This window comes from Brevibacillus brevis, assembly GCF_031583145.1.
In the GTDB taxonomy this organism is placed as follows: Bacteria; Bacillota; Bacilli; order Brevibacillales; family Brevibacillaceae; genus Brevibacillus; species Brevibacillus brevis_E.
The window spans coordinates 2062602-2087910 of the sequence record NZ_CP134050.1; the positions used below are offsets into that span (position 1 = coordinate 2062602).

At 56.5% G+C, this 25309-nt stretch carries 24 protein-coding genes and 1 other annotated feature (1 of these 25 running past the window's edge); of the genes, 22 read left to right on the forward strand and 2 right to left on the reverse strand.

Annotation, left to right across the window (positions count from 1 at the left end; translation table 11 throughout):
- The first annotated feature begins 50 nt into the window (after positions 1–50).
- The gene (locus RGB73_RS10245; protein WP_310771547.1) at positions 51–1403 is read left to right on the forward strand and encodes a protein O-GlcNAcase; all 1353 of its coding nucleotides are present in this window, start codon (positions 51–53) and stop codon (positions 1401–1403) included.
- A gap of 102 nt (positions 1404–1505) precedes the next feature.
- Here the strand turns inward: RGB73_RS10245 and RGB73_RS10250 are convergent, their stop codons facing one another.
- A complete protein-coding gene (locus RGB73_RS10250; protein WP_310771549.1) occupies positions 1506–2447 on the reverse strand; it encodes a DMT family transporter in 942 nt (313 codons plus the stop codon).
- Positions 2448–2696: 249 nt separating this feature from the next.
- On the opposite strand from RGB73_RS10250, the gene hemA reads away from it, so the two are divergent.
- From hemA to RGB73_RS10340, 18 genes are all read left to right on the forward strand, one after another.
- Positions 2697–4058, forward strand: coding sequence for a glutamyl-tRNA reductase (hemA, locus tag RGB73_RS10255; RefSeq protein WP_310771551.1), 1362 nt, complete (start codon positions 2697–2699; stop codon positions 4056–4058).
- 67 nt (positions 4059–4125) lie between these two features.
- Positions 4126–4944 (forward strand): cytochrome C assembly family protein, encoded by an 819-nt coding sequence (locus RGB73_RS10260; RefSeq protein ID WP_310771553.1) that lies wholly within the window; start codon positions 4126–4128, stop codon positions 4942–4944.
- 20 nt (positions 4945–4964) lie between these two features.
- Entirely contained in the window at positions 4965–5894 is a 930-nt protein-coding gene (gene hemC, locus RGB73_RS10265) for a hydroxymethylbilane synthase (RefSeq protein ID WP_310771555.1), read from the forward strand.
- The gene (locus RGB73_RS10270) at positions 5891–6715 is read left to right on the forward strand and encodes a uroporphyrinogen-III synthase (RefSeq protein WP_310771557.1); all 825 of its coding nucleotides are present in this window, start codon (positions 5891–5893) and stop codon (positions 6713–6715) included. Before hemC ends, RGB73_RS10270 begins: the two co-directional genes overlap by 4 nt.
- Positions 6699–7676, forward strand: a complete 978-nt coding sequence (hemB, locus tag RGB73_RS10275; protein ID WP_310771560.1) for a porphobilinogen synthase — start codon at positions 6699–6701, stop codon at positions 7674–7676. Before RGB73_RS10270 ends, hemB begins: the two co-directional genes overlap by 17 nt.
- A gap of 3 nt (positions 7677–7679) precedes the next feature.
- A complete protein-coding gene (gene hemL, locus RGB73_RS10280; protein WP_310771563.1) occupies positions 7680–8963 on the forward strand; it encodes a glutamate-1-semialdehyde 2,1-aminomutase in 1284 nt (427 codons plus the stop codon).
- A 152-nt stretch (positions 8964–9115) separates the two neighbouring features.
- Positions 9116–9592, forward strand: a complete 477-nt coding sequence (locus RGB73_RS10285) for a GyrI-like domain-containing protein (protein WP_310771565.1) — start codon at positions 9116–9118, stop codon at positions 9590–9592.
- Between the two features lie 172 nt (positions 9593–9764).
- On the forward strand, positions 9765–10559 hold the full coding sequence (locus tag RGB73_RS10290; protein WP_310771567.1) for an alpha/beta fold hydrolase: 795 nt from the start codon (positions 9765–9767) through the stop codon (positions 10557–10559).
- A gap of 87 nt (positions 10560–10646) precedes the next feature.
- Complete coding sequence (locus RGB73_RS10295; RefSeq protein ID WP_310771569.1) at positions 10647–12521, forward strand: bifunctional metallophosphatase/5'-nucleotidase; 1875 nt, start codon at positions 10647–10649, stop codon at positions 12519–12521.
- A 114-nt stretch (positions 12522–12635) separates the two neighbouring features.
- On the forward strand, positions 12636–12965 hold the full coding sequence (locus RGB73_RS10300; protein WP_310771571.1) for a PadR family transcriptional regulator: 330 nt from the start codon (positions 12636–12638) through the stop codon (positions 12963–12965).
- The gene (locus RGB73_RS10305; protein WP_310771573.1) at positions 12952–13503 is read left to right on the forward strand and encodes an HAAS signaling domain-containing protein; all 552 of its coding nucleotides are present in this window, start codon (positions 12952–12954) and stop codon (positions 13501–13503) included. Before RGB73_RS10300 ends, RGB73_RS10305 begins: the two co-directional genes overlap by 14 nt.
- A gap of 1 nt (position 13504) precedes the next feature.
- The gene (locus RGB73_RS10310; RefSeq protein ID WP_310771575.1) at positions 13505–14347 is read left to right on the forward strand and encodes a DUF4097 family beta strand repeat-containing protein; all 843 of its coding nucleotides are present in this window, start codon (positions 13505–13507) and stop codon (positions 14345–14347) included.
- Between the two features lie 141 nt (positions 14348–14488).
- Positions 14489–15526, forward strand: coding sequence for a uroporphyrinogen decarboxylase (gene hemE, locus RGB73_RS10315; RefSeq protein WP_310771577.1), 1038 nt, complete (start codon positions 14489–14491; stop codon positions 15524–15526).
- Between the two features lie 20 nt (positions 15527–15546).
- Positions 15547–16479 (forward strand): ferrochelatase, encoded by a 933-nt coding sequence (gene hemH / locus RGB73_RS10320; protein WP_310771579.1) that lies wholly within the window; start codon positions 15547–15549, stop codon positions 16477–16479.
- Between the two features lie 12 nt (positions 16480–16491).
- Positions 16492–17904: a protoporphyrinogen oxidase gene (gene hemY, locus RGB73_RS10325; RefSeq protein WP_310771581.1), complete on the forward strand. Its 1413-nt coding sequence runs from the start codon at positions 16492–16494 to the stop codon at positions 17902–17904.
- Positions 17905–18018: 114 nt separating this feature from the next.
- The gene (locus tag RGB73_RS10330) at positions 18019–19767 is read left to right on the forward strand and encodes a LysM peptidoglycan-binding domain-containing protein (protein WP_310771583.1); all 1749 of its coding nucleotides are present in this window, start codon (positions 18019–18021) and stop codon (positions 19765–19767) included.
- A 13-nt stretch (positions 19768–19780) separates the two neighbouring features.
- Positions 19781–20779 carry a phosphotransferase gene (locus RGB73_RS10335; RefSeq protein ID WP_310771585.1) on the forward strand — a complete coding sequence of 333 codons (999 nt, stop codon included), beginning with the start codon at positions 19781–19783 and terminating at the stop codon, positions 20777–20779.
- Positions 20766–21761, forward strand: a complete 996-nt coding sequence (locus tag RGB73_RS10340) for a hypothetical protein (protein WP_310771587.1) — start codon at positions 20766–20768, stop codon at positions 21759–21761. Before RGB73_RS10335 ends, RGB73_RS10340 begins: the two co-directional genes overlap by 14 nt.
- Positions 21762–21805: 44 nt before the next feature.
- Here RGB73_RS10340 and RGB73_RS10345 read toward each other — a convergent pair whose 3' ends face one another.
- Entirely contained in the window at positions 21806–21988 is a 183-nt protein-coding gene (locus RGB73_RS10345) for a hypothetical protein (RefSeq protein WP_310771589.1), read from the reverse strand.
- A 179-nt stretch (positions 21989–22167) separates the two neighbouring features.
- Between RGB73_RS10345 and RGB73_RS10350 the strand changes: the two genes are divergently transcribed.
- The 3 genes from RGB73_RS10350 (at position 22168) to RGB73_RS10360 (ending at position 25224) form a co-directional block, all read left to right on the forward strand.
- Complete coding sequence (locus RGB73_RS10350) at positions 22168–23541, forward strand: PP2C family protein-serine/threonine phosphatase (protein WP_310771591.1); 1374 nt, start codon at positions 22168–22170, stop codon at positions 23539–23541.
- Positions 23528–24778 carry an ATP-binding protein gene (locus RGB73_RS10355; RefSeq protein WP_310771593.1) on the forward strand — a complete coding sequence of 417 codons (1251 nt, stop codon included), beginning with the start codon at positions 23528–23530 and terminating at the stop codon, positions 24776–24778. Before RGB73_RS10350 ends, RGB73_RS10355 begins: the two co-directional genes overlap by 14 nt.
- Positions 24779–24873: 95 nt before the next feature.
- Entirely contained in the window at positions 24874–25224 is a 351-nt protein-coding gene (locus RGB73_RS10360; RefSeq protein WP_310771595.1) for an STAS domain-containing protein, read from the forward strand.
- A gap of 33 nt (positions 25225–25257) precedes the next feature.
- Positions 25258–25309 (forward strand) — a binding site (T-box leader) (it continues 195 nt past the right edge of the window).

Below are 25309 nucleotides of genomic sequence, written 5' to 3' on the forward strand. Positions count from 1 at the left end.
GGGTTAGATAAGTCGTGGCCCAAATGGTGGGGGAAGGGGAGACAGTTTTCGTGAGCGAGGTTGCGCGCTTTGCCGTTCGAGGCGTGATCGAAGGCTTCTACGGAACGCCCTGGACGCATGCAGAGCGGCTGGACATGATCAATTTTTTGGGAAGGCATGAGTACAACGCCTATTTTTATTCTCCCAAGGACGACCTGTACCTGCGGGAAAAATGGATGGACCAGCACCCGGATCGGGCCATGCGGGAAATCCAGGAACTGATTGAAGCTTCCCGAAAAAGCGGGCTGCAGTTCGTGTACTGCCTCAGCCCGGGGCTTAGCATGGAATACGCAAGCGAGAGTCACATCGAACGGCTCCTGGTCAAATACCGGGCGATGTACGACAGAGGGGTCCGATTTTTTTCCGTTCTCTTCGACGACATCCCGATGCACCTGCTGTTCCCTGCTGACGTCCAGCGCTTTGCCCATTTGGCGGCTGCCCACGTCCATACGGTCCTGCGGGTGTGGGAAGAGATGAGCCGTTGGGACGGCGAAGTCAGGCTTGTCGTCTGTCCGACCCAATATAACGGCCTCGGAAAAGAGCCGTACATACAGCACTTGGGCCGGCATTTGCCGAAAGAAATCGATTTGTTTTGGACCGGGCGCTTCGTCTGCTCGCCGTTTTTGACAGATGGAGACGCGAAGAGGTTTCGGGAGCATACCGGCCACAAGCCGCTTTACTGGGACAACTATCCGGTGAATGACCTGGCGATGGCAAACGAGCTGCACATCGGGCCGCTTCGCCATCGCGATCCCGATTTGTGGAGCCATTCCGCGGGATATGTGGCCAATGCCATGTCCAGGCCGGAATGCTCGAAGATTCCCTTGATTACGACGGCGGCCTATTTGCGGGATCCGCTGGGCTACGATCCGCAGACGGCATGGGAAGCTGCGGTGAAAGAAGTGGCAGGCCCCGAGGACGCCGAGGCCTTCATGCGCTTCGCGGACAACGTGCAGAGCTCGTTTCTGAACGAGGTGGAGTCTCCTCGGATGATGGAAGCGCTGCTTGCGTTTCGCTTTCAGTTTCTGCAGGGCGATGCGCGCCTGGCCGTTCAACAGCTGCAAGGGCTTTTCCTCGAGATGGAACAGTCGGCGGAGCAGCTGCTGCGCGGGATGAGCAATCAAAAGCTGGCCCAGGAATGCCGCCCCTGGCTGGAAAAATACCATCATTGGGCGAAGGTCGGGTGGTCGGCCGTCGGGCTGGTGGAGGCGGGAACGAACGGAAGGCTTACGCAAGCTGCCTATTATTTGCTCAAAATGAAGCAATGGCTGAAGCGGGCGGAAAAGCTGCCGCAAAAGGTGTGCGGGCAAGTCATGAATCTGTTCGTGGAGGCCGTGCTCCAGGAAGTGCGAAAGACGACATAGCCTTTTCGCTCATACAAAAAAGGTTCCCCTCCGATATGGAGCAGGGAACCTTTTTCGGCTCCGCCAAAAGACACGGCGTAGCCAGGTTTTCTGATTGGACAGTCAGGCGGACTCGCTCTCGCCGCCCGGTTTGCGCTTGCGGGCGCGGACGCTTCGGACCCACTCCTGGATCGGGAGCTCGGCGAGGATCATCCCTGTGAAAATCATCAGGCAGCCGATGAGCTGACGTCCGTTCAACACCTCGTGGATGAAAACATAAGAGGTCAGAGCGGCGAAGACAGGCTCCAGGGCAAAAATAAGGGCGACCCTGGTGGAGCTGGTTTGCTTCTGCAGCGCGGTCTGCGCCAGAAAGGCGAGCGCTGTCGCAAAGATGGAGGTAATGATCAGACCTGTTGCGACCTCTGGCAAAAACAGAATGTCCGGATCAAAAGCCAATCGCCAGTCTTCGAAGAAAAACGCGTATAGCCAGCTGAGCACCGCGACCGTTCCAAGCTGCGTGATGGCGAGCGGAAGGGCAGGGTAGTGGGGCGCGTACTTTCCCGTAAAAACGATTTGCATGGCAAAACAGATCGCGCAGCCGAAAACCAAAATGTCCCCGACATTGAACGAGAACGATTGGTTTTGGGTGAGCAAGTACAGTCCGACCGCAGCGAGAATGACCCCGACGACGGCAGCCGGTTTGACGCGTTCCTTCATGAGCAGAAGCGTCAGCAGCGGGACCAGTACGACCGACAGGCCGGTGATGAAGCCCGCCTTTGACGGCGTCGTGTACAAGAGGCCTACTGTTTGCAGGGCGTATCCCAAACAAAGCCAAAAACCGAGAATCATCCCCGCCCGGATCAGCGGGCCGCGCCACTGCTTCCAGGAACGGCGGTAAAAAGCCAGTTGAACGATGAGCAAAAATAATGCCGCGATCGTGAAACGGACTGCGTTGAACGCATTTGGCGGCAGGGCCGAAATCGCCTGTTGCACGATCAAAAACGTGGTCCCCCAGACGAATGCGATCAGAAGCAGCGTCACGTCTGCCACCCATGATTTTTTCAAAGCCTCTTTCCTCTCCCTCCAGTGCAAATCCAGGCTTTCTCTGGTTTAGACGTATAGCCTGCATGATAAGGCATTCCAGGCGGGAACGCAAGGCTCATCAGGCAGGGCAAGGGCCGTCGAATTTTGCGGCCAAAGTGCACTCCGTTATAAATTTTTCACAATTACTCGTGGTCGAATCTGGACATAATGTTATAATAATAGTGCATTTTACACAGAGTGTATGCAAGCACGTCAATCTGGGAGGACATTATGGATATTCTTTTGCTGGGCCTCAACTACAAAACGGCGCCTGTCGAAATCCGCGAAAAATTTACGTTTAGCGATGACGGGACCGCACGCGCTCTTCATCTTCTCTCCCAGACGAAGAGTATCGCGGAATGTATCATTCTCGGAACGTGCAACCGCACGGAGATTTATGTCGTTTGCGACCAAGCCAACATCGGCCGCGACTATACCCGCAGGTTTCTGGCGGAGTGGTTCGGCGTCGAGAAAGAGCAATTCAAGGATCACTTGTATATAAAAGAAAACGAGCAGGCGATCGACCACTTGTTCCGCGTGTCTGCCGGGCTTGATTCGATGGTTGTCGGGGAGACGCAAATTTTGGGCCAGGTGCGCGACGCCTTTCTCCTGGCACAGGAACACGCGACTACCGGGACGGTGTTCAACACCTTGTTCAAGCAGGCGATCACGTTTGCGAAGCGCGCCCATACGGAGACGGCGATCGGCCAGAACGCCGTATCGGTCAGCTACGCTGCGGTGGAGCTGGGGAAAAAGATCTTCGGTTCCTTCGCGGGAAAATCCGTCCTGATCGTCGGAGCAGGCAAGATGAGCGAGCTGACGGCGAAGCATCTGCACGCCAACGGTTCGGAAAGAGTGCTCGTCGCCAACCGCACCTTGGAGAGGGCGCAGCTGCTGGCGGAGAAATTCCAGGGCGATTCCTGTACGATGGAGCAGCTGCCGGAGGCGCTGCTCGAAGCCGACATCGTCATCAGTTCGACGGGAGCGAGCGGCTACGTGCTGGGCAAAAAGGACCTGGCTCCCATCATGAAAAAGCGGAAGCACCGTCCGCTGTTCATGGTGGACATCGCCGTGCCCCGCGACCTGAATCCGGACCTGCACGATCTGGACAACGTCTACTTGTACGACATCGATGACCTGGAAGGCATCGTGGCGAGCAACGTAGCCGAGCGCTCGCGGGAAGCCGAGCGGATCGAGACCATGATCGCGGATGAGATCGTCGCTTTCACGAACTGGTATCAAACATTGGGCGTAGCTCCCCTGATCGCCGCCCTGCGCGAGAAAGCGCTTGGCATTCAAGGCGAAGCCATGCGGAAAATCGAGAACAAGCTGCCCGACTTGACAGAGCGGGAGTTACATATCATCCGCAAGACCACGAAAGGCATCGTCAATCAGCTGATGCATGATCCGGTCGTCCGTCTCAAAGAATTGGCGGCAGCAAAGCATGGCGAAGACGTCCTTGAGATGTTCACCAAAATGTTTGCCCTGGAGGAAATCCTGGAGCGGGCGGAGCAGGAAGCCAAGTGGGCAGACGGGAAAACCAAACAGGCAACTCCCCTTGAGAAGGCTCTGGTATCCCGGATCCGCGAGTAAGGATGATTTGCTTTTGCAATCGGGCATCGATTGATAGAAACCGATAGGGAAAGAGGGGAGAGAGTGCATGGCCGAGGTGAGATGGATCTACGACTTGACGATCTTTCTCTACGCTGCAAGTGTTCTCTTCTATTTTAACGACTTCTTGCAAAGCAACCGGAAAGTCAACCGCCTGGCTTTCGGGTTGCTTGTTGTCGTTTGGGCCTTGCAAACCGCTTTTTTTGTTTCGCAGACAATCATGAAGGCGTATTTTCCTGTCATCACGTTGTTTGAGACGCTCTTTTTTTATTCGTGGGTGTTGGTGAGCCTCTCGCTTGCCATTCACTATTTTTTTCGAATTGATTTACTGGTCTTTTTTACCAACATCATCGGGTTTGTAGTCCTGGTCATGTCGATGTTTTTGCCGGAGACGCCGATCGTCGCGGTCTCCAGCATCCTGACGTCGGAGCTGCTCCTGACCCATGTCACGCTGGCGATGTTCAGCTACGGAGCCTTTTCCTTGTCGATGATCTTCTCGGGGATGTACCTGCTCCAGCACAAGATGCTCAAGGAGCGGCGCTGGACTCCGCTGCTTCGGCGCTTGCCGAGCCTGGAGAGGCTGGGGAGCTACGCGTACCGGATGAACATGCTCGGAGTGCCGATGCTGCTTTTGTCTATTGTACTCGGCATTATTTGGGCAAAAATGGTACTGCCGGAGAAATTCCTGCTGGACGCAAAAGTCGTCCTCTCCATCCTGGTGCTCGCCAGTTATTCATTCTGGCTGTACAAAAGGTACCGCGATACGATGCCGATGCGTCGGATGCAGCAGTGGAACGTCCTGGCGTTTGCGCTGCTCCTCATCAACTTTTTCGCAACCAACACTTCAACATTTCACAGCTGGTGGTAAGGCTGGTCTAGGAGGCTGTCATGAAAAAATGGAACGTGGGTACGCGCCGCAGCAATCTGGCGCTCACTCAGACAAAATGGGTCGTCGACCGTTTGCAAGAGATCGCTCCCGAAGCGCAGTTCGAGCTGCATGAGATCGTCACGAAGGGGGATCGGATCCTCGATGTGACGCTGTCCAAGGTCGGGGGCAAAGGATTGTTCGTCAAGGAAATCGAGCAGTCGCTGTTCGATCGGGAAACGGATTTCGCCGTGCACAGCCTGAAGGACATGCCGGCGGAATTGCCGGAAGGACTGGTCATCGGGGCGATCCCGAAGCGGGTAGATGCCCGTGATGTCCTGCTTTCCAAAGACGGGAAAACATTGGACGAGTTGCCAGAGGGAGCGTTGGTCGGAACGAGCAGCCTGCGCAGATCCGCACAGCTCCTGGCTTACCGCCCCGACCTGCAGATCGAATCGCTGCGCGGCAATATCGACACGCGGATGCGCAAGATGGAGGAAGGCAATTTTGATGCGATCATTCTGGCTGCAGCCGGATTGGAGCGCGTCCAGTTTGCAGGCAGCATCTCGCAGTACTTGCCGGTGGAAATCAGCCTCCCTGCAGTCGGGCAAGGGGCTTTGGCGATCGAATGCCGTTCGGATGACGAAGAGACCCTGGCCCTGCTTCGCAAGCTGGATCATCAGCCCACGCGGCTGGCGGTGACGGCCGAGCGCAGCTTCCTGCACAAGCTGCAAGGCGGCTGCCAGGTGCCGATCGGCGCTTATGCCACAGTGGGAGAAGGGGATCTGGTGACAGTGACCGGCATGGTCGGTTCCCCGGACGGCAAGCAGCTGTTCAGAGAGACAGCGAGCGGGCATGATCCGGTTGCCCTCGGCATACAAGTAGCGGAGGCGCTGCTCGCGCAAGGTGCTGGCGAGGTGCTGGCTGCGGTGCTTCGGGAGAACGAACAATGACGACGCCGGAAGCCCAGGGACAATCCCTGGGTCCGCTCGCCGGCAAGCGCATCATGGTGACGAGGGCAAAAAGCCAGGTGCGGGAGCTGGTGGAAAAGATCGAAGCCTTCGGAGGGGAGGCGTACGCCTTTCCGCTCCTGAAAATGGTTCCCCCGGATGACAAAAGCCTGTTGGACGAGGCGATCTTCCGGCTTGGGACGTACGACTGGATCATCTTTACCAGCGTGAATGGCGTGGGCTTTTTTTTGGAGCGCATGCGGGAGGTAGGCGTGGGCATCCAGGCCATCACGGGACAGGTAGCGGCCGTCGGGCCCAAGACTGCTGCCGCCTTGGAGAAGGAAGGACTGACTGTTGCGGCGATTCCTTCCGATTACGTGGCGGAGGGGCTGCTCGCCAGCCTTCACGACCTTCTGAAAGCAGGGCAGCGGGTGCTGCTGCCACGCGCTGACATCGCCCGCAAAGCGCTGCCGCACGAGCTTGCCCGTCTGGGACTTGACGTGACGGAAGTGGATGTGTACCACACTGTCATCGACGGCCAGCTCGCTCCGGAAGCTGCCGGGCGCCTGCAGCGCAAAGAAATTGACGGAATCCTGTTCACCAGCTCGTCCACCGTGAGCCATTTCGTTCAGGCGATGGCCCCTTTTGCACAAGAGGGCTGGCTCGATCGGGTGTGCATCGCCTGCATCGGACCGATCACTGCGGAAACGGCGAGACAGAGTGGTCTGCACGTCGATGTGGTGGCAGCCGAGTACACCGTGGATGGGCTTTTGGATGCTTTGATAGAAAACCTGGGAGGGATAGACAATGGCACAAACATTTGACCGCCATCGCCGCCTGCGTAGAAGTGCGGCCATGCGCAATCTGGTTCGGGAAAATCACGTTCGGATGGAAGATCTGATTTATCCGCTGTTCGTCGTGGAAGGCAGCAACGTGAAGAACGAAATCCCGTCGATGCCCGGGGTATACCAATTTTCCTTGGACCAGTTGGCCATCGAGATGGAGGAAATCGTCGCGGCAGGCATCCAGTCTGTCATCATGTTCGGAGTGCCGGAGCACAAGGATGCCTGCGGAACCGGGGCGTACGATGACAATGCCGTCACTCAGCAGGCCATTCGCCAGATCAAGGAAGCCCACCCGGAAATGGTCGTCATCGCAGACACATGCCTGTGCGAGTACACCGACCACGGCCATTGCGGCGTGCTGCACGACGGTGACGTAGACAATGACGAGTCACTCAAACTCTTGGCGCAGACGGCTGTTTCGCAGGCGAAGGCGGGAGCGGACATCATCGCGCCTTCCAACATGATGGACGGCTTCGTGATCGCGATCCGCGAAGCGCTGGACGAGGCAGGCTTCTCCCATATTCCGATCATGTCCTACGCGGTCAAATACGCGTCGGCGTTTTACGGACCGTTCCGCGACGCAGCCAATTCGGCACCGCAATTCGGCGACCGCAAGACCTACCAGATGGATCCGGCCAACTCCCGCGAAGGGCTGCGTGAAGCGGCTTCCGACGTGAAGGAAGGAGCGGACTTCCTGATCGTGAAGCCGGGCATTGCCTTCATGGACATGGTTGTGCGACTGCGGGAAAACTTCGATTTGCCGATCGTGGCATACAACGTCAGCGGCGAGTACTCCATGGTCAAAGCGGCGGCCGCCAACGGCTGGATCGACGAAGAGCGGATTGTAATGGAAACGTTGGTCGGCTTCAAGCGTGCCGGTGCCGATCTGATCATTACGTACCATGCGAAAGACGTTGCAAAATGGCTGCGAGGTGAATAAAGGATGAACAAAGAAAAATCGGCGAAGTACTTTGCAGAAGCGCAGCACTACATTCCCGGCGGTGTAAACAGCCCCGTGCGCGCCTTCAAGAGCGTCGGTGGAAATCCGGTGTACATCGAGAGAGGAGCAGGCTCCCGGATCTACGATGTGGATGGCAACAGCTACATCGATTACATCGGCTCGTGGGGTCCCTTGATTCTCGGCCACGCGCATCCACGCGTCCTGTCGGCGATTACCGAAGTCGCCGCCTTGGGTACGAGCTTTGGCGCTCCGACCGAACGCGAAACACAGATGGCGAAGCTGGTTTGTGAGCTGGTCCCGTCCGTGGAAGTCGTGCGGATGGTCAATTCCGGTACGGAAGCGACGATGAGCGCTCTGCGTCTGGCGCGAGGGTATACGAAGCGGAACAAGATCATGAAGTTCGAGGGCTGTTACCACGGCCATGCAGACAGCCTGCTGATCAAGGCCGGTTCCGGCGTGGCGACGCTCGGCCTGCCTGACAGCCCCGGCGTGCCGGAGGGGACGGCAGCGAATACCATTACTGTGCCTTACAACGACCTGGAGAGCGTGAAGCTCGCCTTCTCCACATATGGAGATGATCTGGCGGCGGTCATCGTCGAACCGGTCGGCGGAAACATGGGCGTCGTGCCGCCTCTTCCGGGCTTCCTGGAAGGCCTGCGGGAAATTACGAAGCAACACGGTACGCTGCTCATTTTCGACGAAGTGATGACCGGGTTCCGTGTCGCTCGCGGCGGTGCCCAGGAGCTGTTCGGGATTACGCCGGACCTGACTACGATGGGCAAGGTCATCGGCGGCGGCTTGCCGGTCGGAGCATACGGCGGCAAGCGCGAAATCATGCAGCAAATTGCTCCGGCTGGACCGATCTACCAGGCGGGGACGCTCTCCGGCAACCCGCTTGCGATGGCAGCCGGACTTACGACTCTGGAAGAGCTGAGCAAGCCTGGCGTGTACGAGCGTCTGGAAAAACTGTCCGCACGTCTGGCGGAGGGTCTGGCGGACAATGCCAGCAAGCTTGGCATCCCGCACACGCTCAATCGCGTCGGCTCGATGGTCTGCCTGTTCTTTACCGATACGCCGGTGATCAACTACGAGACGGCAAAAACGTCCGATCTCGAGCGCTTCTCAGCCTACTTCAGCCACTTGCTGGAGGAGGGCATCATGATTCCGCCTTCGCAATTCGAAGGCATGTTCGTCTCCCTGGCTCACTCGGAGGAGGATATCGAGAAAACCATCGAGGCAAGCTATCAGGCGATGAAAAAACTGTAAAAGGATTTCGGCACCCTCTCTATGGATCAAACCCAGGAGAGGGTGTCTTTTTTTTATACGGGAAACTGCGACTCCGCCAAAAAGCCTGGCTGAGTCACGTTGTCTCCTATGGTAAAATGATAGATAAATCTGGAAAACGCGGAGGATGGAAAATGAGCGGGAGGATCTCAGTAGTACCATCGAAAAATGTGATTGCCGTCAGTTTTTCCGGCACGTTTCCGGCTTTGGTCAAGGAAATGCCGGGCGTCTGGGAGGCGTTTTTGCAGCGTCAGTCCGAAATACCGCATGTCGTCTCTCCGCATGTCCGCTTCGACATCAGCAGCGAGAACCGATCCTACCAACTGTACACCGAGTACATAGGAGTGGAGGTCGAGCGGTTCGAACGAATTCCGGCTGGAATGGTCGGTCTGACCCTGCCGGAGAGGACCTATGCCTGCTTTACCCATTCAGGGCCGATGGATCAGGTCCAAGAGACGTACCGGAACGCGTTCCGGTGGCTGGGCGAAGAAGGCTATCGCGTGGACGAATCGGCCCTTCGCTTCGAAAGGTACGATGAACGCTACACCCCCGGATTTCATAATCGGGAGCGGAAGGAAAATGCGTACGACATCTTCATCCCTCTGCTGTGATCGGAGCGCGTAACCCCATATTTTCTACCCCGCCATGAACGTTTGAACGAGCATTCTCTTTTCCGAGGAAGCCCATATTGTATTCGATCACAGGGGAAACTGACGGGGGCAAGCATTCTTTTCTTTCGCTTGGGGTACCATTTTGAAAAAAAGACCAGAAAGGAAGATTCATATGACAAAACAAGTGCAGCTGGCAAACGGGCTTGACGTTTCGTACCGCGACGAGGGAAGCGGAGGGGAGACGATCATTCTTTTGCATGGTTTTTGCGGAAGCTCGTCTTATTGGGAAAAAATCATTCCGCTTCTGTCACCGGCTTTTCGCGTGCTGGCGATCGACTTGCGGGGGCACGGCGGCAGCTCGGCACCCGACGAGCCTTACACAATGGAGCGATTCGCCGAAGACCTCGCTTCTTTTCTGGACAAGCTTGATCTGTCCGCTGTCCATCTGTTCGGGCATTCGCTGGGAGGCTATGTGACCCTCGCGTTTGCGGAAAAGCATGCGGACCGCCTGAAGAGCTTCGGTTTGATCCATTCCACGGGTTTTCCCGACGACGAAGCGGCCAAGGCCAACCGGGACAAGGGAGCCGAAAATATCCGTGCGAACGGCATGGAGCCGTTTATCAAGGCGCTGGTACCGAAGCTGTTCGCGCCGGCGCATCTCGCGTCGATGCCGGACGAAGTGAAGGCGGCAAAGGAAATCGGACTTGCGACTCAGCCGATCGGAGCGATCCAGACCTTGAAAGGCATGCGAGACCGGCAGGACCGCAGCCGCGTCCTCGAGTCGACAAAGCTGCCTGTGCTGTTGGTCGCAGGTACGGAAGACCAGATCATTCCTTCCGAAAAAACCTTCACGGCGAGCGGGCCGAATGTGGAGCAGGTACTGCTCTCCAAAGCCGGGCACATGGGGATGCTAGAGGCGCCGAAAGAATTGGCGGATGCGATCGTCCGATTCTTGTCGAAAAATTAGAGAATTCCCACCATTGACCTAGTAACTTTTGCTATAATGGACGAGGAAATCCTATCCATACAGATACAGATGAGAGGGGAATTACAAATGAAAAAAGCACGCCGCATTACCATGACGGCATTTGCGTCCGTCGTCTTCGCATCGCTGATGGCGACTTCCGCATTTGCCGCGCCGCTCCACCCTGTTCAGCATGCGGACTGGATGGTCAAAAAATCGATCATTTCCGCCGGCCAAAACGGCGACCTGGCATTGGACCGCAATGTCACCCTGGCTGAAGCGACTGTCGTCTTCGCCAAGCTCAAGGGCTCCAAAATCGCAGCGCCGACAAAAGGCGAGACGTGGGCAACCCCTTATCTGGCCTGGGCAAAAAATCAAGGCGCTTTGACCCAAGACGACTTCAAAAAGCCAGGTCAAGTGCTGACCTCTGCCAAGCTGGTGGACGTGGCGAAAAAGCTGGGCTACACCCTCAAGCTGGAAAATAAAGCGACCGTGACGCGCGGCGAATTCTTCCAGGCGCTGGGTGATGCAGCTACAGTGCATATCACGCTCGCCCATACAAATGACACGCACGGACATATCCAGGAAGACAAAGGACAAAAAGAATACGGCTTCGCCAAAATCGCAACGTTGCTGAAAGAATGGCGCGCTGAAAATCCGAACTTCCTGCTTCTGGATGCAGGCGATACATTCCAAGGCACGATTTTCGTCAACCAGTTCAAAGGCGAGTCCATCCTGCCGATCCTGAATTCCCTGAACTACACCCTCATGACCGCCGGAAACCACGAGTTCGACTTCGGGTACGAGCAGCTGCTGAAACTGCGCGATTCCCTGGATTATCCGGTCATCAACGCGAACGTATTTACGGCAGACGGCAAAAACTTGCTGGTGCCGACCTTCAAAGCCGAAATCGGCGGCAAAAAGTTTGCATTCGTAGGCTTTGTGGCTGAGGACACGCCTGTCCTGACCCACCCGAACAACGTCAAAGGCCTGACCTTCAAGAGCCCGGTAGATGTGGCGAAAACAATCGTGCCTGAGCTGAAGAAAGAGGCGGACCATGTGGTGGTCGTTTCCCATATCGGCGTGGACGTCGACCGCGAAATCGCGAAGAACGTTCCGGGCATCGACCTGATCGTAGGCGGTCACTCCCATACACCGCTGAAAGAACCTGAGCTGGTCAACGGCACCTACATCGTGCAAGACTGGGAGTACGGCAAATCGCTCGGACGGGCAGACCTGTACTATCTGGGCGAAGAGCTGGTTGCCTTCAGCGGCGGCCTGAAAGAGTACGACGAAACCGTGCAGCCTGATCCGGAAGTAGATAAACTGGTGCAAGAGGTCGTCAAGCAAGTCGACAGCGTCATGAACGTCGTCATCGCGAAATCGGAGGTTCCGCTCGACGGCGACCGCACGCTGGTCCGTGCGAAAGAGACCAACGTGGGCAACCTGATCACCGACATCATGCTGGAGCGCACCCAGTCGATCAAGGGCCATGAAGCTGACGTAGCTCTGGCGAACGGCGGGGGGATCCGCACGCAGTTGAATGCCGGCGACATCACCAAGAAAGACCTGTACACCCTGCTTCCGTTTGAGAACAACACCCTGGCCGTCGTCGAAGTGACTGGCGAGGAATTGAAGCAAGCGCTGGAAAACGGCGTGAGCCAAGTAGGCACAGGAGCTGGCCGCTTCCCGCAAATCAGCGGCATGAGCTTCACGTACAACCCAACCAAGCCGGTGGGCGAGCGCGTCCTCGAGGTAAAAGTAAAAGGCCAGCCGCTCGACCTGACCAAGACATACAAAGTAGCGACCATCGACTTCCTGGCTTCGGGCGGTGACGGCTACGAGTCCTTCAAAAAGCCGTTCTTCAACACGGGTCTGTCGATGTACAGCGTAGTGGAGGAGGCGCTGATCAAGCGCGAGGTCGTCAATCCGAAAGTGGAAGGCCGCATTGTAGAAGTGAAATAAGGTGTGTGCTTGTTTACGAGACAGGGAGATCGAGGTCTTCCTGTCTTTTCACATCACAAAGTACCTTGCAATATATAGTAGTCATTTGGTAAGCTTTTACATGGGTGATGGGCATTGAATGTGCAGTTTAAAAAAGGCGTATTGGAGCTTTGTGTGCTGGTGCTGACGGCTGGGCGCGACCGATATGGCTACGAGCTCGTTGCCAGCATCTCGGAGAAGTTTCACATCGCCGAAGGATCCGTCTATCCCTTGCTGCGTCGCTTGACACAGGAAGGCTTTTTTACCACGTACTTGATGGAATCTCAGGAAGGACCGCCGCGAAAATACTATCATTTGACGGAGCAAGGGCGTCAATATATGAACGATCTTGTTTTGGAATGGCGCATATTCAACCGCGGAGTCAACCAGATCATAGGGGAGGGACTCGGTTATGACAAGGCGTGAGTTCATGGATGAACTCGGCTCGCTGCTTGATGAATTGCCGGACAAGGAGCGTCTGGATATTCTGGCAGACTACACGGAGCATTTCTTGATGGGCGTGAAAGAAGGAAAAAGCGAGCACGAAATCGCAGAAGCGCTGGGAAGCCCAAAGGCGCTGGCTAGAGAGCTGCTGGCAGGGTACCGGATCCACGAGGCCGAGTCCAATGCTTCCGTCGGGAATATGACCCGGGCGATCATTGCGACTGTCAGCCTCGGGTTTTTCAATCTCGTTTTTGTGCTGGGGCCGTTCATGGCGCTGATCGGCGTGTTGATTGCCTGCTTTGGCGTCGCAGTGGCGCTCTTGCTTGCGCCGGTCGGGATGTACGCCCAGTACGGATTCTCCGCTGTATCCCAGGAAAGGCTCCTGCTCTTGTTTGGCAGCATGGCTTCCATCGGGCTGGGCGGCATGATGGCCGTCGGATTGGTCGGTCTTACGAGGTGGCTGTACCGGCTATTTTTGCGCTACCTCCAGTTCAACGTGCAAATGATCAGGGGGAAATGAAATGGGAAGTTGGGGAAAAAGACTGTTCGGAATCAGTTTGCTGCTATTTGTCGTAGGCGTGTCCGGACTTGTTTGGCTCTTTTCCAAGCAGGAGATGTTTGCCGTTTCCTTGAAGCCGGTAGATGAGCAGCGGACGATCACAGAGACGGTCAAGTCGCTGGATTTGGCTACGGATACGGTCGACGTGCTGATCGAGCGCAGCAGTCAGCCTTCCGTCAGTGTCCGGCTTGTCGGGGAAGTCGATGAACGGCAGCGGTACCAGTTGACGAGCGACATCAGTCCGGACGGGAAGCTGACCGTTGCGGTTACAGAGCAAATGCACATCAATATGTTCTTTTGGGGAAATGGGCACTTGCAGCTGCACGTCCTGCTTCCGGATGCAGCATACGACCAGATCGCGCTGAAGACAGAGACGGGAGATATCCGGAGCATGGCGCTCCAGTCCCGGCAAGCGCGGATCCGGACGAGCACGGGAGACATCGATCTGGACGGGTTCTCCGGAGAAAGGCTGGAGGTCCAGACGGAGACGGGCGACATGCGGATGCAGGGCATAAAGGCGCAGGTATCTGTCGAAAGCAGCACAGGCGACGTAAACAAGCTGGAGTTGACGGAACTGGTCCACGACGCGGACATTCGCACCGATACGGGAGACGTGCGCATTTCGGTGGAGAAAAAACCGTCTGCGGCTCGGCTGGAGCTTGCGTCTGATACCGGCGATGTACAGGCCGATTGGCCGAATTTGACCTACGAGCGTCGCGAGGAGCAGCATGTGACGGCGACTGTGGGCACAGGCGGACCCGCCCTTTCCGTGAGATCTTCCACCGGAGATATTCGCATTCAATAGGGGAAGAATGGAAAGACTGATGGAAGAGCTTGGGAAAAGCGAGAACCGAAAAGATTTTGACACAAAAGAGCCCTACCATGTCGAATGCCCAATGGTATCATAATGAAGGGGAAGATTATTCGTGCAAAGAGAGGTTTATTCATGACCGCAAAACCATTTAATGATACGTTTTTGAGAGCATGTCGAAAGGAAGCGACGGACCATGTGCCAGTCTGGTACATGCGTCAAGCTGGTCGTTACCAGCCTGAGTACCGCGCGATTCGGGATAAGCATAGCTTCTTTGAAATGAATTACATACCGGAAGTTTGCGCAGAAGTGACGCGCCTGCCTGTGGAACAGCTGGGCGTGGACGCTGCGATTTTGTTTGCCGACATCATGACGCCGCTCAAACCGATCGGGGTCGATGTCAATATCGAATCCGGAATCGGGCCGGTGATCGCCAATCCGATCCAGTCGCTTGCGGATGTCCAGCGCCTGCACGAGTTGGAGCCGGAGACGCACCTGCCGTACATTTTGGAAGCGATTAAAATTTTGCGCCAGCAGCTTTCCGTGCCGCTGATCGGCTTTGCCGGCGCGCCGTTTACCCTCGCCAGCTACTTGATCGAGGGCGGCCCTTCCAAGCATTACCACAAGACGAAAGCGTTCATGTACACCGAACCGGCTGCCTGGCAGGCGCTCATGGAGAAGCTGGGCGACTTGACGATCACGTATTTGAAGGCACAGGTCGCTGCGGGGGCTCAAGCCGTTCAAGTATTCGACTCTTGGGTCGGCGCGCTGAACGACGATGATTACCGCGAATACATCACCCCGGTGATGACGCGGATCTTCCAGGCGTTGAAGGAGACGGGGGTACCTACCATCTATTTCGGAATTGGAGCGGGGCATCTGCTGATGGATTGGGAGGAGCTGCCTGTCGACGTGGTCGGTCTCGACTGGCGCACGTCCATTACGACGGCGCGCAAAATGGGCGTGACCAAGACGCTGCAGGGCAACCTGGATCCGACCTTGCTCCTGGCTCCTTGGGAGAAGCTCGAAGCCAAGGCGAAAGAGATTTTGGACGAAGGAACGAAGCAGCCTGGATACATTTTCAATCTGGGCCACGGCGTTTTCCCTGATGCGAAAGTAGAGACGCTGCAAAAACTGACCCAGTTTATCCACAGCTACAAACGAGACAGGTAATTCGGGAGGTGCACGACACGATGGCAAAAAGAAAGACAGGGCTTCTGCTGATGGCGTACGGTACGCCGCGCAGGCCGGAGGACATCGAACCGTATTACACGCATATTCGCCGCGGACGAAAACCGCCGCAGGAGCTATTGGATGATTTGAAGGCGCGCTATGAAGCGGTCGGAGGATTGAATCGCTTCGCCGAAATCACAGACGAGCAGGTGAGCGCCCTGGTGCAGGAAATGAACGAGCGCCACCCCGATCGGGAGTTCGTCGGATACCTCGGCCTCAAGCACATCGCGCCGTTCATCGAGGACGCCGTCGAACAGATGAAGCAGGACGGAATTGCGGAAGCGATCAGTCTCGTTCTCGCCCCTCACTACTCCAGCTACAGCGTGAAAGAGTACAACGGTCGGGCGCAGAAGCATTCGGAATCGATATCCGGACCGGTCATCCACAGCATCGAGAGCTGGTATATGGAGCCCCGCTTCATCGAGTATTGGGTCCATGCGATCAATGACACATTCGCTTCGATGCCGGCCGAGGATCGGGAAAAAGCGGTGGTGATCTTCTCCGCCCACAGTTTGCCGGAGAAAATCCTGAACGCCGGCGATCCGTACCCCCAGCAGCTGGAGGAGACAGCGAAGATGATCGCCGAACGTGCGGGAATCCCTGATTTTGCGATCGGCTGGCAGAGCGCGGGCAATACGCCTGAGCCGTGGCTTGGACCGGATGTTCAGGATTTGACGCGTGAGCTGCATGCTTCGCACGGATTTTCGGCATACGTCTACTGTCCCATCGGATTCGTCGCCGAGCATCTGGAAGTGCTGTACGACAACGACTTTGAATGCAAAGCAGCGACGGATGAGCTGGGCGCACATTATTACCGCCCTCCGATGCCAAACGCCAGACCTGCCTTTATCTCCTGTCTGGCTGATGCCGTCGAGAAAAAGCTGGCGGACTAGGGGACGAATGGGATGGAGCACAAGACGTTTCACATTGCCATCGTAGGCGGCGGAATCACCGGTCTTAGCGCCGCCTTTTACTTGCAGCGGGAAATCGAGGAGAAAGGGCTGCCGATCCGTTTTCACCTCGTGGAGGAGAAGGGGCGCCTCGGCGGCAAGATCCAGACATGGCGGCATGAAGGCTTCGTGATCGAGCAAGGGCCTGATTCATTTCTGGAGCGAAAAACGAGTGCTGCGCAGCTGGCCGTCGACCTCGGTCTGGAGGAACAGCTGGTGCGCAACAGCACCGGTCAGGCGTACATTTGGCACAAAGACCGCCTCATGCCGATTCCGGAAGGGGCGGTTATGGGCGTGCCGACCAAGCTCATGCCGTTCGTCACGACGGATTTGATCTCGTGGCCGGGAAAAATTCGTGCCGCCGCTGACTTGATCATGCCTGCGTCCAAAGGCGAAGGGGATCTGTCTGTCGGGGACTTTTTCCGCCGACGTCTGGGCGGCGAGGTGATTGAAAACCTGATCCAGCCTCTTCTGTCCGGCGTTTACTCCGGCGATATCGACAACCTCAGCCTTCTGGCCAACTTCCCGCAGTTTGCGCAGCTGGAAAAACAGCACCGCAGCCTGATTTTGGCCATGAAGCATTCACGTCCCAAGAAGGAGGGAGAGGGGAAGCCGAAAGGAATCTTCCTCACGCTGAAAAACGGGCTGGAATCGCTGGTAGAAGGGATCGAAAGCAGACTGCCAAGTGCCAGCATCCGCACGAATAGCGGGGTGAAGGAGCTGCGCAAGAAGGAAGGCGGCGGATATGCGCTCGTTCTGAAAGACGGGGAACGACTTGAGGCGGACGCCGTACTGTTTACGGTGCCGCACGCTGCCGTGGAGCCACTCATGCGCCCGTATGCCTCGGTGCCGTCCCTGCCGCAGGCCAAGCCGCATATGGTCGCAACCATTGCGATGGCTTTCCCGGAGTCGGCGATCGAACTCGGAATGGAAGGGACAGGCTTTATCGTTCCTCGTTCTTCCGGCGCGAACATTACGGCTTGTACGTGGGCCCATCGCAAATGGCCGCACACCACTCCGAAGGGGAAAGCGCTGCTGCGCTGTTTTGTAGGCAGGGCCAAGGAGCAGTCGTTCATGCAGCTCTCGGACGAAGAAATCATTGAGCTCGCCCTCAGCGATTTGCACAAGACCATGACCATCCGCCAGAAGCCGGATTTTTATAAAGTAACGCGGCTGCAAAACGCCATTCCGTACGTTGTGGGTCACCAGGCTTGGGTCCGCGAGGTGACGGGAAAAGTGGAGGCGGGTTTGCCGGGCGTTCTTTTGGCTGGAGCCTCCTACGGCGGGGTAGGCGTGCCGGATTGCATCCAGCAAGGAAAACAAGCCGTACCGAAATTAATCCAAGCCGTTTTGCCGGGGAGATCGTAGTCCCGGCTTTTTGCGTTTCCGGGGACGCTTTTGTTTTGGAAATTCAGGTGCTAAACGGCTCGTCCTGTCCATATAGTATAGGGAAATGTCTTGCACCTGAAAGGAGGAGCACGAATGGCATTACAGGATGGGCTGCTCTCGTTTGCCATCAAGGAGACCATTTTCCTCTCATCCGATAGAGCCGGAATAGGTGAACTGCAAGAGCTGGAACTGGTACCGGATGTAGAGGTGCTGGAAAATGAATCCTACATCTCTATAACAGGCTGCTTGCAGTTGTTCGGGAAGTACGAGCCGATCAGGGATACCGCTGGGCAGGACAGCGGTGGAGCGGAAACTCTGGTTCAGGCCATGACGTTCGCCCCGTTTCGGCCCGAAGGAACGGATGGGCCGTATTACGGCTGGGAGGAGCAAATCGGGCATCGTGTTCCGCTCAATATCACGATCCCGCAGGAGCGGATCGCGGAAATGGGCGACATTTACGCCATCGTTGACAGCTTTGACTACAAGCTGGAGGGACCGCATCAGCTGTTGATCGAAGCCGAGCTCAAGATCGTCGGAATCGCGCTCTCCGATCAGTCGGTTAATGCTTCGTCCGAGTTGCCCGGACAGTATCAGGAACAGGAGCAGATGCACGCGCAATCGCCATACGGTTTCGACCAGCCCGCGACCGCACCTAGGGAAGAGGCGTGGGAGTTTGCTCATGTGGCTGCCGATCAGGAGGAAGGTCCCGTCGAGCTGTCTTCGCTGGAGGAGATCGAACAAAAGCTGGCGCAGCTCGAACAGCAATTGGAGCAGCAAGCCGAGCCTGCCAGCTACGAGTCCGTGGGCTCAGAATCCGGGGGTTCCGGAGGCTACGAACCCGCAGGCTACGAAGATGCGGCTTACGAACCCGAGAGCTACGAATCTGCAGGCTACGAATCTTCAGGCTACGAGTCGGCAGGCTATGAAGGTGCCCAGTCCACTTCATTGTTCGATACGCCTGCGTTGGAAGTCTCGGCGAGGGAGTATGAGCATTACGAATACCAGGCTTTCGGAGAAGTGACAGAGGTCGATTCCGCCGGCGGTCTGCCTGCATCCTATCAGGATGAAGAGAATGTGCAAGATTCTGCGCTTTGGGGAGCGGATACCCCTGCCATCGGATCGGCCGGGTACGATTCGCCCATATACGGCACACAGGTGACGAATGCGGACCAAGCCGAGCAATGGGAGGACATTCCGGTCACGCAAGAGGAGCAGGATGAAGCGACGTTGGCCATTCACGACAACCAGCATCCAGCCATTACCCCAGTCGCAGCCGAAGGGGCGGATGCGAAAGCAAAAGAGGCAGAGGAAGCAGAGGCGGCACCGGAGTCAGCGGAAGCGGTAGAAACGGCGAAGGCAGTGGAAGTCGCTGAAACCGAGGACACAGCTGAAGCACCGGAGGCGCCAGATGCAGTAGAGGTAGCGGCCGAACCCGTTGAAACGCAAACGGCCAGTGAAGAGGTAGAAGTGAGGATCGCCATTTCAGGCAAGCCTTCGCGTGAAGAGTCGGGCAATGTCAACATCACCTCGATTTTCTCCCAGGCCAGCAGGGCGAAGCAAGAAGCCATGGCACAGGAGGCGGAATCGTCTTCCAGCTCCTCGAGAAAGGGCTCGGTGACAGAAGCCACAGGTTTTACCCTGGAAGCGATGCAAAATTTGACCTCCTTCATCCGAAACAAGGAGGAGCGTTCCAGCCAGCTGAAAATGTGCATCATTCAACGGGATGAGACGCTGGAGCAGATTTCTCAGCGCTACTCCTTGCCCGTGTCCAAGATCGTGGAAGTGAATCGACTTTCTTCGGAACAGCTGGTGGCCGGACAAATCCTGTACATTCCACAGTGAGGAGTGGGGGACTGTGGACAAGATCGATCTTTCCGAGGTTTGTCAAAACTATCGTGCCCGCGTGATCCGCGTGACACCACTGGACGATTGCTGGCTCCTGGAGACGAACCGGGGGCCAAAAGAACTGCACGTTTGGCCGCGTGTCGATGTGATGCGCTGGTCGTTTGCCTGGCGCGAACGACTGGCGCGTCAAGGTTTTCGAGAGTTGGAGAGATTCATCCGCACGAGAGATTCCAAACCGTACGTGATGGTCGGAAACCAGGGCGTCACGATGACCGATCATTTCAGGCGAATCGAGTCATGGGAACCGCGGCCGGCGACTGCTCGCCAATGCGGCAGGGTCGTCGCGATGATGCATCTCTCGCAGCAGGAGAGCAATTTGCTTACGGGAGCGGATTACTTGCAGCAGGAGAAGATCAAGGCAGAGTCGGAGTGGGCGCACGCCAAAGCGCTGGCCGAGTCCTACCGTTCGAAATACAGCAAGGAAAAAGGGGAGAAGCGCTGGGTAGGGAGCTTGCTTTCGCCGCTTCTGCAGCGCATGGAGCGGGCAGCGGTGCTGCTTGGGCATGAGAGCATTCCGGCAGGAGAGCTCACTGTCTCTCATCGGGATTTGTCGTCCGACAATTGGGGGATGGTGGGGGGGAAGCTGTACCTGCGCGGTTTTTTTCGCCCGAATTTGTCCGTCAGGCAGCGGGATGTGGCAGGCTTCCTCCGCGATGCGTATCTGGCGCGCCGCGATCTGGAGGAAATCGACGCCTTTCTGGACGGTTACGAGGAAGTAAAGCCGCTGGATTACGGCGAATACACGCTGCTGCTGGCCTTTATGGCTCGGCCACGGGAAGTGTGGAGGAGCGTGGAATCGTACGTGAAACGCGTTTCGGAAAACAAGGAAGCGCCGATAGAAGGAATCGAGCAGGCCTTGAGAAGCCAGCAGTCTGTGGATCACTTGCTGCGGCATATCGCTGACCGGGCCGAGCGACCGAGGGGTGAACAGATCGATGAGCCGCTTTGACGACCTATTCCCGTTGTTTCAGGAGTATGACATGTTTGCCCAGAACATCGATGTCCTGAAGGAGCCAAACGTCTTCAAGGCGATCACTCCATACGGCTCGTACGTCTGCAAGCGAACCAAGGCACCGGGTCAACGACTGCTTCACGTAAGCGATGTGCTGCGCCAGTTGAACCGCAGGGGCTGGGACGGGGCTGTCCCGTTTTTGCACACCAAGTACGACGATCCGTTCGTCCAGTTCCAGGATGCGACCTACTATTTGACCGCCTGGCACCCGGACAGCGAGCAGGGCGAGGACCAGCCGCTTGCATGGGCGACGCCTACTTTGGAACGACTCGCGGAGCTTCACCATCTGACACAGAACTACCGTTTCGACGATCCCCGTCAAGTGGAGCCTCTGATCGATTCGCTGCTGAGCAGATGGCAGTATTGGCACAAGCAAATGGAGCATGCGGCACAAACCGCAAACGAACGTCCTTACCAATCGCCCTTTGACCTGGTGTTTCTCGCCAACCGGGCGTTTATCGCCGAGATGTCCAAGGCGGCGACAGAACAGCTCATGGACTGGCGAGAGCGGCATGAGACGCACGCTCATTTCCGCTTATCGCTGATACACGGTTCTCCGCACCCCGCCCATGTGGTGCTCGATCGCTTCGGGAAAGGGAAGCTGCTCAACTTCGATCGCGCCGCCTTTGATACGCCGATCCGGGATCTGACCTTGTTTTACCGAACGTATTTCCAATTGGCGGGGGACGAGGCAGGAGCTTCCCAATTGTTTCACCGGTACGCCGCCATCTTTCCGCTGCGCCCGGAAGAGATCGAACTGCTCTCGGCATTTCTTTCCTATCCGGAGCGGATCATGCGGGATGTTGACATCTACTACAATGGCCGGAAGGAATGGAGCGAGCTGTACGCTGTGAAACGTCTGGAAAAAGATATGGACCGTCTGATGCGGCTGCATCGTTGGGTCCAACTGGCTTTTTAGAGAGCAGCGTCTCACCGCGTGGGGCGTTGTTTTTCTTTGCACCTTTAGCACCAATCCAGGGTAATCGCTACGTAGGAAAGGGCCAAAATACCCAGGATCACCACGTCAAAGGAGGTCGGCAGGATAATCGTGCGGATGAATTGAAAGACAATCAGCGGAATGAGCACCTGCTTGAAGCCGTATTTGATGCGCAAATAGGTGGGATGGTACTTCCAGCGGAAATTCATCAAACATCACCTCATTCCAGCATATGCGAGCAAGGCTGGGACAGTGCCTGGCAAGCCTAGTCCTGCACTCGAAAAAGTGGAGCTCAGGCAAACATCACTCGCGGGCAAGGTTTAAAAGGCTTGGCAAAAGGGAACGGGAAAGTCAGAACCATAAGGACGCACGCATATAGGTGATAGACATGATATGGGAAGCCTTGTTTTACGCAGGAGCAGCTTGTGCCGGAGCGGTACTGATCATCCGTTCGGGCGGCAGCTGGTCCTCAAGGCGATGGAACAAGCTGTCCAAGATGCTCGGACTGCGCCAAGACTACGAGCATCTCTTGACGGCGAGCAACGAGAACAGTCTGCGGAATGTATCCTTTGAGACGCTGCAGCAAAACATCGAGGAGCTGGTGGAGATCTGGTATTCCAAGCTCGATACCCTCGTCTACCTGCGCATCTCGCTGGAATCGGAGTATCAGATCGTCTATTTTCAAGTGGAAAGGGGAAAAAAGCACGTACTGGAAGAATCGTCCCGAGTGTCGGAGCGAATCATCGTCCACGAACAGCTCGACTCGATTTTGACGCCGCGGTATGTGGTGCTGGAGGCGCATACGGTTTCGGGCGATTCGCGCAATCAAGCGCTGGAACGATCTTTCTTTCAGCTGCTGCTGGTCAATGTGCGCAGTCTCGTTTTGCGGTGTCTGCACGAGCATCAGGCGGGCGAACTTCGGCTCATGGAGACGGAAATGGAGCTCGCGCGGCGGATCCAGTCCACGCTGCTGCCCCGAGAGCAATTGACGCTGCCGGAACTGAGCGTGCGTGTGGTTTACGCTCCGTTCACGTATGTCGGCGGCGATTATATTGATTACATCCGTGTCGATGAACGCTATACTTGTTTTATCGTTGCTGACGTTTCCGGCCACGGCCTGGCAGCCAGTCTGCTGGCTTCGGGCGTCCGCACGGCAGTTCGGGCCATTTTGCAAAAGAGCTGGTCTCCCGATGAAGTCTTGAGCCGACTGAATCAGCTGCTCTACGATGACCTGTCCAAAACGAGATCGTACATAACCATGCTGATCGCCATGCACGACGCAAAGGAGCATACCTTGCTGCTCAGTCGAGCGGGACATCCCCGGCCGCTTTTCTTGTCCAACAGCCGGAAAGAAGTGCTGCCGAGCAGAGGGGGTGTGGGTTTGGGGCTTTCGCCTGATAGCACTTACCAGCTCGAAAAAGTACCATTAAGAGAGTCGGGCATTCTGCTTCTGTACACGGATGGACTCGTGGAAACAGGAAGAAAGGATGCGGCGCGCTGCGTGGAAACGTGGCTGGCCGACCTCTCCCACATCGTGGACGAGCATGGCGAGGGAGAGGGTGACGCGATGGACCGCGTCGAAGCGTACATGTGGCAAATTACTCGCGAAAGAGAACAGACGGATGATATGTCCGTCTTGATTATTCAATTTCATGCATGTTTGATGCAGCCATACCCGGACACGATCGGCTTCCAGGGCACCGGCAACGAAAAGGAAGCGGTGGCAGGAAGCGAAAGGAGGATGACAAGTGGTTCTGTGTGAGGGGTGTCCGGACGATCCTAGTTGCCGCAATTGCTTGGACGAGCTGCGTTCCGGCGGTTCGGCGCAAAAGGTACTGCCACCTCGGCCTGTGCGGATCACCGATCTTTCTACTTCGGAAGAATGCCAGGCTCAATTGATTACGGTCAGTCGCACGGCGATCGGACTGATCAGCCGTGAAAAGGTGCTGGAGGGACGGCTGGAGGTCGAGCTCGCCGGAGATTTTCGAATCATCGGGAGCGCGCTGCGCGGAATTTGCGGTGTCCCGTATTACGTGATCGACATCGAGAAAGTGCTCCGGCGGGAACAAGTGCTGAAGCGCCTGCTGCTGGAAGAGTTCCACAATTGGCATATGAGCGGAGAGCTCGATCCTACCGAGCTGCTGGCCGATGTCAAAGCGCGAGACGACGAAAGAGGCCGCTTGATCAAGCAGGAGCTGCAAAAGCTGTCGATTTTGCGGCAGATCGGGACGATCTTTCTCTATTTGTTTGATGAGGGGAAACTGAGGCCGCTCGGCGATGCACGGGCCGATCGGGAAATCGAGCGGGAGATGTCCCGTCTGGTCAGGAACGCTGCGGACAATGGCGCCTCTCTAAGGGAGCAGCTGGTTTCCCGCGACGGCCGGAAAGTGTTTGAGATGTACGCTTCCGCCTTGCCGGACCAAACGTGCGGAATCGCGTTGATTGATGTGACGGAGGCCGTCGCGGAGGAGAGAAAGCGGCAGAAGCGGGAGTGGGAAATTTACCGGGATATCCTCGGGGTCGTCACCCAGGGCAAGCTGATGCTGCTCAGTGACGAGGAGCTGTTTTTTCTGCTGCGGAACGGACGCAAATCGTTCGCGATGGATTTGCGCGCACCCGAGAACCTCGCAGAGCTGCGCCGTGCCTGCAAGCGGGCGCTGGAGCCGCTGGGCATGTCGGACAAGCGCATCCTGCAGTACTTGGTGGCCGTCAACGAAGCAGCCTCCAACACCTTGAAGCACGGTGACGGGGGAACGATCACGCTGTACGTTTTGCCCGAACAGCGCATGTGCAGAGCCGTGATACACGACCAGGGCCAGGGAATTCTCCTGGAAGACTTGCCGCGCGCGACGCTCTTGCAGGGGTACTCCACCCGAGACTCGCTTGGCGTGGGCTTTCACGTCATGCTGCAATATTGCGACCGCCTGTATTTGGCCAGCTCGCTGGCGGGCACCAAGCTCATTCTGGAATGTATCGCCGCCGATGAGAGTCGTCGGTAGGTTTTCAGAATGTTTGCGTTCGCTGCAAAGAGGGTAACTAGAATACGTATGGAAATACGTAGGGTATCTAGTTCATCTGTGAAAGGAGTTTGAGCATGGACTATAGAGCCATAGAAACGAATGGGCAAGCCACGCTGTTTTTTGCCGGGGAACTGGACATGGCGGTGGGGGACCGGGTAGGTGAATTGCTGCAGCAGTACGGGGGACGCAATCAATCCGTGACCGTCGATTTTCAGGGCGTTTCTTTTGTGGACTCATCCGGGATCGGTAGCCTGTTTTTTACGACGAAGGAACTACTGGCGCGCGGCAAACAAGTGGAAATCGTGAATGTGCGGGAAGAAATCCTGGATATTTTAAGTGTGCTCGGCTTTACGGAGGCATTGGGAATTACCGTGGAAAAGGCCGCCGAATCTGGGTTTGACGGGAAACCTGCTGATTGTATATAATAACGGAGAACTGTCTATCATAATTCCATATCGTGATTGGCGATGATTGGGAAGAGTAGGTCAGGAGCCCTTGTCAGAGAGGAGA